This is a genomic window from Geitlerinema sp. CS-897 (genome assembly GCF_028368005.1).
In the GTDB taxonomy this organism is placed as follows: domain Bacteria; phylum Cyanobacteriota; class Cyanobacteriia; order Cyanobacteriales; family Geitlerinemataceae; genus Baaleninema; species Baaleninema simplex.
The window spans coordinates 1-14,121 of the sequence record NZ_JAQNCQ010000345.1 but is presented as its reverse complement, the minus strand read 5'-3'; the positions used below and the strand labels follow the sequence as shown (position 1 = coordinate 14,121).

Genomic DNA, 14,121 nt, shown 5'->3' with positions numbered 1-14,121 from the left:
CGCCACCGGTGGCGATCGCTTCACAGGCTTTCCACGACCGAATCCTCGCACGCGATCGTCCGATCGCGCGATGCGAAAGAATTCCGTTGGGCTACCGCGATCGAGCTACACTAACAACATGGCAGTTGCCCGTAAATAGGACTCATTCTCAGACCGACGGGCGGTAAACCGCTGCCACATTCAGCTTACGGACTCTGAGACGACGCTATGCAAACCGCAGACAAACAAGACCGAACGATGGAAGCCCCAAAGTTGGGACTCCCCGTCACCATTATCACTGGATTTCTCGGAAGCGGTAAAACCACCCTCCTCAACCACATTCTCAGCAACCAAGAAGGTCTGAAAACAGCCGTTCTCGTGAACGAATTCGGTGAAATCGGCATCGATAACGAACTGATCGTCTCCACCGAAGACAATATGGTGGAACTGAGTAACGGGTGCATCTGTTGCACTATTAACAACGACTTACTCGAAGCCGTTTACAAGGTTCTCGAACGTCCCGATAACGTCGATTATCTGGTGGTGGAAACCACGGGACTGGCCGACCCGCTTCCGGTGGCGTTGACGTTTTTGGGGACGGAACTGCGGGACTTAACGCGCCTCGATTCGATCGTCACCGTCGTAGACTGTGAAAACTTCAGTCTCGACCTGTTCAACAGCGAAGCCGCTTACAGTCAGATTGCTTACGGCGACACCATTTTACTGAACAAGGTGGATTTGGTAGACGAAGCGGACGTCGATGCCTTAGAAGTGCGAATTCGCGACATTAAAAAAGACGCACGCATTTTACGCACGACTCGTTCTCAAGTTGCGCTTCCCTTGATTTTGAGCGTGGGACTGTTCGAGTCCGACCAATATTTCGAGACCGCCGAGTCGAAAGAAGACCATCATCACCACGACCACGACCATCATCACCATCACGATGGAGAGGCGTGCGACCACCCCGACCACCATCACGACCACCATCACGACCACCATCACGACCACCATCATTCAAATCACTTAGAAAATGATGGCTTCGTCTCCGTATCTTTTCAGAGCGATCGCCCCTTCTCTATTCGGAAGTTTCAGTATTTTCTCGATAACCAACTGCCCTCGACCATTTTCCGGGCTAAGGGTATTCTCTGGTTTGACGAAAGCCCCGAGCGTCATATTTTCCATCTCAGCGGTAAGCGGTTCACTATCGAAGACGACGAGTGGAAAAACGAACCCCAGACGCAACTGGTTCTCATCGGCCAGAATCTCGATCGCGAGACGTTACTCTCTCAACTGCAAAGCTGCTTGACGACGCCATCGAGCAACAGCGGTAAAGGTTTCGGTTTCTAGCAAAGCTTCTTCAGTAGTAAAAGGTGCGTGACGAGTTGGCCGGTAAGACCCGATGTTTCTCCGGTCTTTAGGTCACGCACCCTATCCCGGTTCTGTTCGCTGTTCACTGTAAATGCGTGTTGTCGTACAACGAGTCAAATCGTCTCAGGTCACCGTTTCGAGGCGTGTAGTCGGGAAGATCGATCGAGGACTCAACCTGTTGGTGGGGATCGCCGACACCGACACCGAAGCCGAACTCGATTGGATGGCCAAAAAATGCTTGGGGTTGCGTCTGTTTCCCCATTCCGACGGCGAAGAAAACAGCCGTTGGGACAAATCTGTCACCGATATCGGCGGCGAGTTATTGGTCGTTAGTCAGTTCACCCTTTATGGTGACTGTCGCAAGGGGCGTCGTCCCTCCTTCGATAAATCCGCCGAACCTACCGCCGCGCAAGCTTTGTACGAGCAGTTCGTCGAGAAACTCAAACAAAGCGGTTTGCGGGTCGAAACGGGAGAGTTTGGGGCGATGATGGAGGTGGCGATCGAAAACGACGGGCCGGTCACGCTGCTGCTAGAACGAGAAGCTTCCTCGAGGTGAGGTGAGGGGGAGAGGGGGAGAAACTGTCAACTGTGGAGTCGGTGCGTGACGAGTTGGCCGGTTGCGCGGCCTATTTCTCCTGTCTTTGGATCACGCACTACGACTATCAACTGTCAACTGTCTTCCCTCTTCCCTCTACACTCTTGACTGTTTATCACTCTTCTCGATAAAAGTCGTCTAAGTCGTCGATTTGGGCGTCGAGTTTAGCGGAAATGACTTGCGCTAAGACCGATTCGAGAGTATCGTCGCTGAAGTCCGAACTCACCCGATCGATCGGTGGAGACGTGACGGGAATTAACCGCAGTTGTCGGCTTTCTTGAACGAGATCGAAATAGGTATTTCTTCTTTCGTCTTGTTTGAGTTCTAAATAATCGAAACTACAAACATTGAGATAGAGCGATCGATCGGCCAAAATGGTCGATTGTTGGGTATCGGCAAATACTTCAACCACGTACGCTTCGCCCCGACTGTAGGGTTTACCGTCTTGTAGGTAAAGGTAGCGTATCTGATGGAGATCGCCGAGGACGCGCTGCATATCGCGTTTGTTGACAATTAGTCCGGTTTCGATGATGCAGGGGGCGGGGATTCGGATGTCGGATGAGCGGTCAAGCATGGAACTGATTGGGTTGGGTGGACGATTTCCCTTCGCGAGCGTCGAGAGTTGTGAGCAAAGTGGTTAAATTAGATTTTGATATTTAGAACTTTATATTGCGATCGAGCTGCGACCGATATGACGGGATGGCTCGAGATTGGGATTGGAAGCGATCGCGATCGATGTCTCGATACAATCTTGGCATAGATAACTAGGTTCGGAAATCCGTCAAATAACTGAATTTGCAATTTTATATGAGCGATCGTCGATTTTCGTGGTTTCGCGTGCGTTTTTGGGTTCGCCAAACTCAAGTTGCCCTTGCCGCGATCGCATTTTATACCTGTCTGCCGATTCCGCCGACGTGGAAGCTCGACTTTAATGGAATCGCCCGTTTGGCCCCTTTTGTGGGACTCTTTATCGGCGGGCTTTTAAGTGCGATCGATGGGATTTTAGGTGCCTTGGGCGTTCCCGATTTAACGAGAAGCGTTGTTGTTGTTTTGGCGGGGATTGCCGTAACCGGCGGTCTCCACTTTGATGGTGTCATGGATACGGCCGACGGCCTTGCAGTGCCTGACCCCCAACGTCGGTTAGCAGTGATGCAAGACAGCGTCGTCGGGGCGTTTGGTGTGATGGCAGGGATCGCGATCGTGCTTCTGAAAACTGCCGCGTTAGCCGATTTGTCTGTCGATCGCACCTTCGCGTTAATGGCAGCCTTCGGTTGGGGGCGTTGGGGGCAAGTGGTGGCGATCGTGCGCTATCCCTATCTCAAACCTTCTGGGAAAGGTGCGATTCACCACGCTTCGATTCGATCGGCGATCGATTTGATCCCTGGCGGTTTAGCCTTACTCGGGTTGAGCCTTCTTCAACTCCTCTTAAACCCCGATCGCTGGTTGTTCGGTATCGGTATGGTTTTAGGGGGTAGCGCGATCGCTATTTTAACGGGCGCTTGGTTTAACGCCAAACTCGGCGGTCACACGGGAGATACTTACGGTGCCGTGGTGGAATGGACTGAAGCCGGGTTACTCTGTCTGTTAACAGCCTTAGCTGCCGCCAGTTCGGGCTGAACCGATGGCGAGATCGGTTGCGCGTTTTCCTTTTCCCTGACATGGGGAGCGATCGAATAGGGTCTCTCTCGACCCGATCGTACTGTTGCGAGCCAAAGCGGTAAATTTGGCAGAACTGGCGTCCGTCTTCGTCGACCCCGTACCGATCGCCTCGAATACCGAGTCTTATCAGTCGGACAAACTTAACTGAAGCCGCCGACGATCGCGTCGGTCGAAAAACTCGGACGCTCTCCTTCTGCAACCTCCACGAACAACGCCATGTTTTCCATTTGAGCCGAACCAAAAATGGTGGCAAACGAAACATCCGCTGCATCTCGTCCGATCCCAATACGAATTAATCCTTTTCTCGCAACCAGCCGCGTGGCATCGAATACATACCAGCGATCGCCTAAATAGGCTTCAAAGCAAGCATGAAAATCGGGAGGTTTTAACCCAAACGCATATCCACTCACGAAACGAGCGGGAATATTTAACGCTCGACAAAAGGCAATTCCTAAATGGGCGAAATCCCGACAAACTCCCGCGCGTTCGGTGGCCGTGTCGTAAGCTGATGTATGGGGATTCGTACTGCCGAATAAATAGATGACGTTATCGTAAATCCAGTTACAAATGGCGGCAACACGGGAATATCCTGATGATAGTTCGCCGAATTCTTGTTGTACAAAGCGAATTAAGCGATCGGATTCGCAATATCGCGAAGGATATAGATACGGTAAAACCTCTAGCGGTAATTTATCGATGGGAACTTCAGGAATGAGGTTCGGATTCTCTTCAATATAGCTGACTTCAACAGTAGCTCGATAAGAAACCTTTAATTGTCCGGCAGGGGCAGTCAAACGCAGGTAGCGAGTTCGTTGTGGAGATCGATATTCTTCAATTTTAAGGGGTGGATCGATCGAAATTTCTTCAGATTCAATTTTTTGAGTGGAGGTTTCGGCGGCAGTGATATTAAATATGAAAGTACTAGAGTCTTCAATGCTATAGTTGAGTTGACAGCCAAGATCGAACTTCATGCTTGTCTGAGGTAAGATATATCTGTATAATTTTAACATATATTAAATTTAAAAACCGTATTCAAAATTGCATTTTAAGATTTTTAATGCAAAATTAAGTTGCGTTTCGTTAAAGTATTCCGATGACGAACTGTTCGCTCTTTCACGATTGGCATCCCGTTCTCGAATCTGACGAACTCCCCCCAGAAACGGTGCGATCGATCCGACTTTTGGGACGGGATATCGTTCTGTGGCGATCGCGCGATCGCGTCTCTGCTTGGGGCGATCGCTGTCCCCATCGTAGCGTTAAACTCTCCGGGGGAACCGTCAAAAACGGCCTTCTCGTTTGCCCCTATCACGGTCTACAGTTCGATGAAACTGGACGTTGTGTCGAGGTTCCCGGTTGTCCCGACTGGACGCCGCCGCCACAACTGGCGATGTCGGGATACGCGATCGCCGTCCGTTATGGGTTAATTTGGGTCTCCTTGCAGCCAGATGCCGACACTTCTCAAATTCCAGAATTTTCCGAGTGGGAGGATTCCCAATATCGCAAGTTTTTGTGCGGAAAATACCGGGTGCGATCGAGCGGTCTTCGGGTTATGGAAAATTTTCTCGACGTTTCCCATTTTCCCTTCGTTCACGATGGTTTTCTTGGCGATCGCACTCGTCCAAAAGTGGAACCCTACGAAGTAGAAATCAGCGATCGTGGGCTTTCTTTAAACAACGTTCGCGTGTGGCAACCCGACCCCGACGGAACGGGAATCGGTGCAAAAGTCACCTACAATTACCATCTATCTCAACCCCTCGTCGCCTCCTTTGAAAAGCTGTCTTCCTCCGGTCGCCTAACGATTTTCTTTGCCGTTTGTCCCCTCGACGTCGAAGACAGTCTCGGCTGGATGTGGATTTCCATGAACTACGGTGAGGACATCCCCGAAGCTGAATTACAGCAGTTTCAGGACACGGTCGTTCGTCAAGACATTCCCATCGTCGAATCTCAACAACCGAAACAACTCCCTCTCAATTTATCGGCAGAAGTCCATCTTCCGTTCGATCGCTCCTCGATTCGGTATCGTCAATGGTTGAAACAACGCGGCGTCACATTTGGAGTCGTTTAGGATGAAAACCGACAGCCTTTTCTACCGCATTTTTCAGCAATATCCTCGCAGTTTCTTCGACCTCTTGAATTGTCCTCCCAGTGACGCCGAAAACTATCAATTTTCCTCTGTCGAAGTCAAACAACTATCTTTTCGCCTCGACGGAATCTTTCTCCCCACCGACGACACCGCCGAACGACCCTTTTACCTGGTTGAAGTGCAATTTCAACCGGATGACAGCCTCTATTTTCGCATTTTCGCCGAACTGTTCGTCTATCTCCGGCAATATCAACCGCCTCATCCGTGGCGAGTAGCGGTAATTTATCCCACCCGCAACATCGAACGGGAACATCCCCACCAGTTTCGCGAACTTCTCGCCTCCAATCGTGTATTTCGTCTCTACCTCGACGAATTAGACACCTGCGAGGATCGCTTGGGCGTGGAAATTGTTAAACTGGTGGTGGTCTCGGAAGATCGAGCGATCGAAGCGGCTCGACGCCTACTTACAAAGACTCAACAAACCCTTCCCACCTCTTCACTACAAAGAGAACTCCTCGATCTGATTGAAACTATTGTCATTTACAAGTTACCGCAATTGAGCCGAGAGGAAATTGCCACAATGTTAGGACTCGACGATCTCAAACAAACTCGGTTTTATCAAGAAGCCTTTGAAGACGGCGTTCGACAAGGCATCGAACAAGGCATCGAACAAGGCATCGAACAAGGCATCGAACAAGGCATCGAACAAGGCATCGAAGATGGAACTCGTCGAACTCAGCGAGAAAGCGTACAAAACCTCGCTGAGGCTGGAATAGAAGCCGAAGAGATTTCGCGATTGCTGAAGTTACCGCTTGAATTCGTTCGGGAGGTTCTGAACGATTCTGGAAGTTCCTAAAACACCCCTTTATTTTTCGTTCTCACGCGGTCGTAAACCTCTTCCATTGCCGTTAAAAACGAACTGTCTTTCGTCCAAAACGGGGGATAGTCGCCGCCTTTTTTCACTACAATACCGGGAACTACTGCCGGGGTGACGGCTTCCGCTTGTTGCGGTAGGCGTTTTGGAGGCGACCAAAAGTCTTTTAACGCGGGAACGTTGCCAACTTCGACGGTTTGCGGTTGCGTGTAGTAAGAGGCTGCGGGTTCGATGTTTGCTTCATCCTCGTCTAACGCGGAGGATAAAACGCGACCGAGGGAGGTTCGCGATAGTTCTTTTTGCAGTTGCGATCGCGGCATTCCTCGCAGTTCGAACAGTAAAAAAGGATCGCGATCGAACTCCGACGCTAGCAGATAGCAAACCCCAGCAATATGTTTGCAGGGGTTCGACCAATCGGGACAGGAACATTCGGTGTGAAAGTCTTTGCGGCTGTGGGGAAGTAAATGTAAATTCAACGCAGCAAAGGCATCTTCGATGTTTTCTGGAACTTCTCCGACGAGGAGTTTCGCTACTAAACTCGCTTTCGATCCTAAATAATCGATCGCCTTCGACCAGTCTTTTTGAGAAATCGGAGGAATTTCGACGGTGGTGGTATAGAGGGGTTCTTTGTACACGCCGAAATAGGGATTGATGGAACCGCGAACGAAGGCAGTGATACAACCATCTTCGATAACATAGTCTTTGATTTTGTTATTGCGAGCGTAGGAACGACCCCGACCTAAGCGATTGCTTTCGGTAAAGGATTCGATCGCCTCGATGAATTTTTGCCCCCACCAGGTTTTACTAAATTTTACCATGTTTGTCTCCGTTTAAAGGTTACGTTTTTTGTGATATGAGTGTTTAGGGGTAGCTTGGGTCTAACGCAGTAAAGCCTAAAAGAGAGCAGCTTAGATGTTAGGTTTCGTTTCTCGACCCAAACTACATTTTTTGAGTTACAAGACAGCGGTTTGCCAGTTCAACGTAATCAGTTTTTTGAAACTCTCGTTGTCGAGTTCTGTCAGCCAGGATTCGTCGTTTCCCACGATCGCACTGGCCACTTTTTCTTTTTCTTCTAAAGTGCGATCGATCTGTTCTTCTACCGTTCCCACCGTCACGAACTTATGAACGAAAACGTTCTTGGTTTGACCGATACGGAACGCGCGATCGGTGGCTTGATTTTCCACCGCCGGATTCCACCAGCGATCGAAGTGAAAAACATGATTGGCTTTCGTTAGCGTAATTCCCACCCCGCCAGCTTTCAGCGACAGAATAAACGCTGAAGGTTCGGTATCGGGATGTTGAAATTCTTCGATCGCACGTTCTCGTTTCTTGGCGGAGGTTCCCCCGTGGATGTAGTAGGTATTCAACCGGAGATCCTGTTTCAAATACCGCTGCAAGGCGTCGCCAATTTCCGTAAACTGCGTGAAAATCAACAGACTTTCACCCTCTGATTGAATTTCTTCAATCATCTCACCCAATCGCTTTAACTTATGCGATCGCCCCGTCGTAAACTCGCTGTTATCTTTCAAAAACTGGCGGGGATGGTTGCAAATCTGCTTGAGTTTCATCAACGTCGAGAAAATCAAGCCACTGCGTTGAATTCCCTCGGCTTCGTCCAGTTGTTCGGTGACATCTTTCACCACCGCTTCGTACAACGACGCCTGTTCTTTCGTCAAGTTACAGTATTGCTTGTGTTCGACTTTATCCGGTAAATCTTGGATGATGTTGCGATCGGTTTTTACCCGCCGCAATACGAACGGCTGCACTAGGGTTTTCAAAACCTGTGACTTGGCGCGATCGTTCTCCTTTTGAATGGGAAGTTCGAACGCCTTGCGAAACTGAGTTTGCTTCCCTAAATACCCCGGATTCAGGAAGTTGAAAATCGACCACAAATCCATCAAACGGTTTTCGACTGGAGTTCCCGTCAATGCCAAACGTGCGTTCGCCTCGAGTTTGAGAATCGCCTTCGTTTGTGCCGCCTTGGGATTTTTGATATTTTGCGCTTCGTCAATTACGATACGCTGCCAAGTCGCATTTTGAAAAATCTTTTGGTCTTTTCGGGCTAGCGTAAACGACGTAATAATGACATCGTAGTTCGCAATAGCGTCTAAAAATGCCTTTTCCTCCTGCACGCGGTTCGTTCCGTGATGCACCATCACCGTTAAATTCGGCGCAAACTTTTCGATTTCTTTCCGCCAGTTAGATACGACCGAAGTGGGGGCAATTAACAATGTTGGCGGAACCGTTTCTTGGCTTTCCCGTTCTAACAGCAGTTTTGCGATGACCTGAATCGATTTCCCCAACCCCATATCGTCCGCCAAACAGCCGTTCAACCCCAATTGTTCGAGGTACTGAATCCAGGCGACGCCGCGTTTTTGATAGTCTCGCAACTGTCCCTGCAACTGTTGTGGGTTGTCGATCGGTTGCAGGCAACTCGGATCGCGCAACTTTTGCATCATTGCAGTTAACGTTTCGTCCGGTTCGACTTCGATTTCCCCGTCTGCCTCCGCTGCTTTCTGTATGAACTCTAAAACGTTCACTTCCGGCACACTGTTGCGGTTCTCTTGCCAGAATTCCAGCATTTGCTGCATTTTCGATCGATCCAACTCGATCCATTCTCCGCGAAACTGTACCAGCGACGTTTTCGCGTTAACTAACTGTTGCCATTCTTCTGGACTCACCACTTCGCCGCCGATAGACAGTTCGTATTGGTAGCGAATGAGATTTCGCAGTTGAAACGCTCCCGTTCCCACAGAAGCGGGTTGAGAATTCGCAGAGGCTTTGATGCGAAGTTTTGGTTTCGATCGCCGCATCCACCACGCAGGAACGATAACTTTATACCCCGCATCTTCCAACACCCAAGCACTTTCTTTCAGGAAGTCCAACGCTTCGGAAAGGGTCAGAGTACAGCCGGTCGGTTTGTCAGTTTCTAAGGCTTGCCACAACTTCGGATAAATACGAGCGGCAGACCCTAAATTCATCAGTAAATCTCGCTCGAACGTCTTGCCGAAATGCTTTAAAATTGCCTTTTTCGGTTGTCCTTCTAAATCCCAATACTCATCGAGATGGAGTTTGAGCGACGGATCGTCTTTGGCAGAAACGAGTAAATTTAACACCCAGTCGTTGGGAAACTGTGCGGAGGCTTCTCGAAGTTGGAAACAAATGTAAAATCCCGCTCCCGTGCGATCGCCTGCAATTTTTTGTTTCCATCCCTGCCATTGTTTGTAACGTTCTAACGCTATTTCTCCCGTGGCGATAAAATCACTGTCCGAACGCCGAAAACATCCCGATAGCAACCAGGAACCCGCGAGGGTTTTCTCAAAAGTTTTCGGAACGGGGGTTTCCGTGACGATTTGATTGAGAAGACATTCGGAAAAATGCCGCAGTAGCGATTCGCGATCGAACAATTTTAAGGAGTCTTCCATCGAACTGACTCCCGCCGCACAAGCCAACGGCATTCGATCGACATAATCCCTCAACTGTGACTCGTAAGCCTCCGATACGATCTCCCAAATTGGGGAAATTTCAAAAGATTTCTGCTTCGTTTTGCGTTTGCCTTTTTTGACTGTTTCGATTTCCCGATATTTCAACCCAGGTGCGTACTGGTCTTTAACAATAACTTGCTTAAAAAACTGTGTATAGTAATACCAAAATAGCAGATCGCTTCCGAGTTGCACGCTTGCCAGATCGTAAGTACATAAAAAGTGAATCTGATTGAGAGCGTGAATCGGCGATCGCAGGGTATAGCAGTCTACCGCCCAAGCGTTCCACTGCGAGGGTTCGGGGGGTTCAGTTTCCAAATAGCGGGCGATTTCTAGCGACGGTAACGGTTCCTCCTCCGTACTCGGGAGAATAAAATATCGCGTCGAAATTTCGCGATCGATCGGACCTCGGTTCAATACCGCCGTCGCAAACTCCGTCGAGATAAAATCCGCCAGCTCTGTTCCCGCTAACTGTCTCGGATGAACGTTTCCACTACGTTTTCGCCGTCCTCGGGGCTGTGCGTCCGTTTCCACCCACAGATAAAACGTTCCCTTCTGTAAGAATTCCGATGCGATCGCTTCTGGAATCCAAGTTCCGTGAAGAATTTTCATCAAACACCCCCGATGTAGCCTCTCATATCTACTCGTTACCGTTCAATGTACTACCTCGCCTCGCCACGACACATCTGTAGCCATCTAGATTTCGTGAGATTCTTTGGGTTGCATCAACACCGCCACCACCAAACTAGGGGTTCCGCCAATTAACCCGATCGTCAGCCACCATCCCAAAGCGTAACCTTTGCGAGTGGCGACAACTGCTGCTGCCGTTCCCACTATGCAATGAGCGACGAACAGTCCGCCAACCGTAACGGGGGATAGGTTGTTGAAATCTAGCATAGAACGTATCGCAATGAAATACGCTAACAGCCTACCGCTTAGAGGGGGAGAGGGGTAGTGTTTTTGGATGCAAGAATGTTACTTCTTTTAGATAACTACATAGCGATTAATAAATTTTTAAAAATCTTTAGAATTACCGTTGACGAAAAGAAATTTATTTGTATAATACACAGCTTCTGTCAACTGTTTTTAATAAAACGTTGCATCTTCTGGAAGCTTGTGTTAACTTTTGAAAAGAAGCACATCCTCACAAATAAGGAGTAACGATCGTGGAAACCCAAGAAACAAAATTCGGTTTTACTCAATTTGCTGAAACCTGGAACGGTCGTCTGGCGATGCTGGGCTTCGTCATCGGAATTGCAACCGAACTGCTGACCGGCCAAGGAATTCTGTCTCAAATCGGCTTGATGTAATCGAGTCGTGCCATTATTCCAAATACAACATTTTTCAAAAATCGAGGCTGGAGTAGGGTTTCGCCCATACTCCAGCCTCGATTGACGTTGAACCTTCCTCAGAATTCGCACTCAAAGAATTCTGGCGTCTCAAGCCTCAAAATCTTTCAGCTCGATCGCCTCTTGCTCCGAAGATTGACTTATCATCGTCTTCATTCCTTCAAGCGTTGCGGGAATGCTTTTCGGATCCATGAACATCACTTTACTGCTGTCGCTCGACCCGATTTCTAAGCCCATTTCCAGATAGCGTTGCGCCAGTAAAAACTGTAACGCTTCTGACATTTTCGGATGCACCTTCAGGGTTTTCGCCAAAATTTGCATGGCCTCCGACGTCGCTTGTGCCTTCATCACCTGTTCTTGACGTTGGGCTTCCGCTTTCAACAAAATTGCCTGTTTTTCGGCTTCCGCTTCTAAAATGGCCGCCCGTTGTTGCGCTTCAGCTTCCAAAACCTGGGCTTCCGCTCTTCCTCGGGCTGAGTTAACCGCCGATTCTCGCTCCCCTTCTGAGGTGAGAACTGCTGCCCGCTTGCGACGTTCGGCGGACATTTGTAATTCCATCGAATCTTGAACCGCTTTCGAGGGAACGATATCCCGCAATTCTACTCGCGTCACTTTCACGCCCCAAGGATCTGTCGCGATGTCGAGTTCTCGTAACAAGACTTCGTTAACTTCTGCTCGGGCGGTAAAAGTTTGGTCGAGTTCCAGTTTTCCCATCTCCGATCGAATTTGGGTCAAGACCAAGTTTTGCATGGCACTGCGGAGATTTTCGACCTTATAATAGGCTTTCTCCATGTCCATGATCCGCCAATACACGACTGCATCGACGGAAATCGAAACGTTATCGCTGGTGATACAAGGTTGAGCGGGAATATCTAAAACTTTTTCTCGAGTGGTTTCTTTGAAAACAATGTTGTCGAGAAAGGGGACGATAAAATTCAACCCCGGCTGTAGTTTTTTTCCGCTGTATTTTCCCAAGGTTTCCACGAGGGCTTCGTTGCCTTGGTTGACGATCTTCACGGAACTACTCGCCGCAGCACCGCCAAAGACAACCAATACGATAAACGTCCAAAAGGCTTCCATTTTGAGTTTCCTCTCGTGTTTTTTCTAAAATTCTCAAATATTCACGTCTAGGATAGGCGATCGCCCCCAACCTCTCCTTAAGATTGCGTAAAATCTTCAGGAACCACGAGCAACGTATTGCCTTTGCGACCGACGACGATCGCCGTCCGGTTCGCTGGAATCGTCCAATCGCCTTCACAGCGAGCTTGCCAGGAATTCCCCTCAAACAGCACTCGTCCCGGTTGTCCTGGCGCGATTTCCGTTAGCGTCGTGGCTTCGGTAGACTCGGCGATGGCGTAATGGGTTTTCTTGGGTAACAGACGCTTGACGAGCCAAATCAGCAGCAGTGAGAACACCATCCACAAGAAGATTTGTACGGACAACTGAGGCACGACCAGCGACACGACTGCCACGAGCAACGCCGCCGTTCCCATAGCCAATTCTACAAACGCTGTGGGAACGAATAGTTCCATCAGACACAACGCTCCGCCGATAACGAGCCAGATTAGCGTGTATTTCAGAACCATAGTCTTTTTTTAGGCTTTTTTCGCCTTTTTAAAAATCGATCCGCCTGTATCCGGCGAGGGTCTTGTCTTTATCTTATCTCTTCTAGAAAAGACGATCGCCCTCGGACAGTCGCAGCTAGAAAACGAAAAAACGCACTACACAGAGTGCGTTGGGTAAGGTTTTGGGGAAGATACGAGGAACGCGAAATCGCCTAGGAGAAGAAGTCGAGAGAGAGAAAGGATAACAACGTACGAGCTGAAAAAACGGTATCGAGCCGAAACAACTAATCGAGCAGTTTCAGCCAACCTCGACGGACTGCGTGGAAGATGCGATCGAGAACTTCCCGATCGCGATCGCTGATGGCGCTACTCAACACAACGGACATCAAGGTCTTGCGTTGGTCGCGCGTCAGATAGCCTTCTGTCCACACGCGAGCGAACATTTCATCGAGGGTTGCAGGTTGTGATAAAACTTGGGTAGTCATGGCGGCAGTGACGCGAACGACGCGAGACCTAGCGAGCTTCGATGTTGCCTCCAGTATCTTCAGGATGTTCGCATTCGGCTGCGATCGTGCTTACTCAAGTCATGCGATCGCAAACCGTATAGAGATGCGATCGCCGTCACAGACAAACTTAAAAGATTATGGGGTATCGGGTTTCGGCGTTCTGCGACGATCTCCCCCAACGCGACCGCCACTGACGTAAGGCGCGATCGAGGTCTGCCAACACTGTCTCCCACTCTCCCCGTCGCCGTTGTCGGAACAGCCGCATCGTGGGATACCAAGGTGTCGTTTCCCCCGTCAACCCCCACCGCCAATCGGGAACTTTCGCTAACAACAGCCACACGGGTTTTCCCATCGCCCCCGCCAAATGTGCCACCGAGGTATCTACCGTCACCACCAAATCGAGAAACGCGATCGCAGCGGCGGTGTCCGCAAAATCCCGACAGTTCGACACGAGATCTCTCAGTCGCCATTCTGTCGCTAAAATTTTCGCATCTTCCGGTCGCGGGTCTTTCTGCAAGCTGTAAAACTCGATCTCGGGAACCTCGAGCAACTGTTGCAGGCGATCGAACGCGATCGAACGCTCCTTATCCTTACGATGAGTCGCTCTACCCGACCAAACTAAGCCGACTTTGGGAAAGGGAGAGGGGGAGAGGGGGAGAGG

The 14,121-nt window shown here is 49.6% G+C and carries 15 protein-coding genes; 6 read left to right on the top strand and 9 right to left on the bottom strand.

Annotated features, from left to right (window positions below; all coding sequences use genetic code 11):
• The first annotated feature begins 207 nt into the window (after positions 1-207).
• Both POG22_RS21915 and dtd read left to right on the top strand, forming a co-directional pair.
• A complete protein-coding gene (locus POG22_RS21915) occupies positions 208-1,326 on the top strand; it encodes a CobW family GTP-binding protein (RefSeq protein ID WP_063716956.1) in 1,119 nt (372 codons plus the stop codon).
• Positions 1,327-1,438: 112 nt separating this feature from the next.
• Positions 1,439-1,903, top strand: coding sequence for a D-aminoacyl-tRNA deacylase (gene dtd / locus POG22_RS21910; RefSeq protein ID WP_017660617.1), 465 nt, complete (start codon positions 1,439-1,441; stop codon positions 1,901-1,903).
• A 154-nt stretch (positions 1,904-2,057) separates the two neighbouring features.
• Here the strand turns inward: dtd and POG22_RS21905 are convergent, their stop codons facing one another.
• Positions 2,058-2,516: a hypothetical protein gene (locus POG22_RS21905; protein ID WP_017660618.1), complete on the bottom strand. Its 459-nt coding sequence runs from the start codon at positions 2,514-2,516 to the stop codon at positions 2,058-2,060.
• Between the two features lie 233 nt (positions 2,517-2,749).
• On the opposite strand from POG22_RS21905, the gene cobS reads away from it, so the two are divergent.
• On the top strand, positions 2,750-3,559 hold the full coding sequence (gene cobS / locus POG22_RS21900; protein ID WP_498907116.1) for an adenosylcobinamide-GDP ribazoletransferase: 810 nt from the start codon (positions 2,750-2,752) through the stop codon (positions 3,557-3,559).
• 182 nt (positions 3,560-3,741) lie between these two features.
• Here the strand turns inward: cobS and POG22_RS21895 are convergent, their stop codons facing one another.
• On the bottom strand, positions 3,742-4,572 hold the full coding sequence (locus POG22_RS21895; protein WP_063716958.1) for a transglutaminase-like domain-containing protein: 831 nt from the start codon (positions 4,570-4,572) through the stop codon (positions 3,742-3,744).
• Between the two features lie 122 nt (positions 4,573-4,694).
• Between POG22_RS21895 and POG22_RS21890 the strand changes: the two genes are divergently transcribed.
• Positions 4,695-5,666: an aromatic ring-hydroxylating dioxygenase subunit alpha gene (locus POG22_RS21890; RefSeq protein WP_498907115.1), complete on the top strand. Its 972-nt coding sequence runs from the start codon at positions 4,695-4,697 to the stop codon at positions 5,664-5,666.
• Between the two features lies 1 nt (position 5,667).
• Positions 5,668-6,540 carry an Rpn family recombination-promoting nuclease/putative transposase gene (locus tag POG22_RS21885; RefSeq protein WP_498907114.1) on the top strand — a complete coding sequence of 291 codons (873 nt, stop codon included), beginning with the start codon at positions 5,668-5,670 and terminating at the stop codon, positions 6,538-6,540.
• On the opposite strand, the gene POG22_RS21880 is transcribed toward POG22_RS21885, so the two are convergent.
• From POG22_RS21880 to POG22_RS21870, 3 genes are all read right to left on the bottom strand, one after another.
• Positions 6,537-7,376 carry an SWIM zinc finger family protein gene (locus tag POG22_RS21880; protein ID WP_017660624.1) on the bottom strand — a complete coding sequence of 280 codons (840 nt, stop codon included), beginning with the start codon at positions 7,374-7,376 and terminating at the stop codon, positions 6,537-6,539. The two genes, POG22_RS21885 and POG22_RS21880, sit on opposite strands and share 4 nt — an antisense overlap.
• A gap of 135 nt (positions 7,377-7,511) precedes the next feature.
• Positions 7,512-10,652: a DEAD/DEAH box helicase gene (locus tag POG22_RS21875; protein ID WP_498907113.1), complete on the bottom strand. Its 3,141-nt coding sequence runs from the start codon at positions 10,650-10,652 to the stop codon at positions 7,512-7,514.
• Between the two features lie 84 nt (positions 10,653-10,736).
• Entirely contained in the window at positions 10,737-10,937 is a 201-nt protein-coding gene (locus tag POG22_RS21870) for a hypothetical protein (protein WP_498907112.1), read from the bottom strand.
• 269 nt (positions 10,938-11,206) lie between these two features.
• On the opposite strand from POG22_RS21870, the gene POG22_RS21865 reads away from it, so the two are divergent.
• Positions 11,207-11,350 carry a CAB/ELIP/HLIP family chlorophyll-binding protein gene (locus tag POG22_RS21865; RefSeq protein WP_017660627.1) on the top strand — a complete coding sequence of 48 codons (144 nt, stop codon included), beginning with the start codon at positions 11,207-11,209 and terminating at the stop codon, positions 11,348-11,350.
• A 129-nt stretch (positions 11,351-11,479) separates the two neighbouring features.
• Here POG22_RS21865 and POG22_RS21860 read toward each other — a convergent pair whose 3' ends face one another.
• The 4 genes from POG22_RS21860 to POG22_RS21845 all read right to left on the bottom strand — a co-directional run.
• Positions 11,480-12,469 (bottom strand): SPFH domain-containing protein, encoded by a 990-nt coding sequence (locus tag POG22_RS21860; RefSeq protein ID WP_498907111.1) that lies wholly within the window; start codon positions 12,467-12,469, stop codon positions 11,480-11,482.
• A gap of 77 nt (positions 12,470-12,546) precedes the next feature.
• Positions 12,547-12,975: an NfeD family protein gene (locus POG22_RS21855; RefSeq protein WP_017660629.1), complete on the bottom strand. Its 429-nt coding sequence runs from the start codon at positions 12,973-12,975 to the stop codon at positions 12,547-12,549.
• A gap of 263 nt (positions 12,976-13,238) precedes the next feature.
• Complete coding sequence (locus tag POG22_RS21850) at positions 13,239-13,439, bottom strand: hypothetical protein (RefSeq protein ID WP_498907110.1); 201 nt, start codon at positions 13,437-13,439, stop codon at positions 13,239-13,241.
• A gap of 148 nt (positions 13,440-13,587) precedes the next feature.
• A partial coding sequence (locus tag POG22_RS21845; RefSeq protein WP_498907109.1) for a glycosyltransferase family 9 protein occupies positions 13,588-14,121 on the bottom strand: 534 nt, incomplete at its 5' end.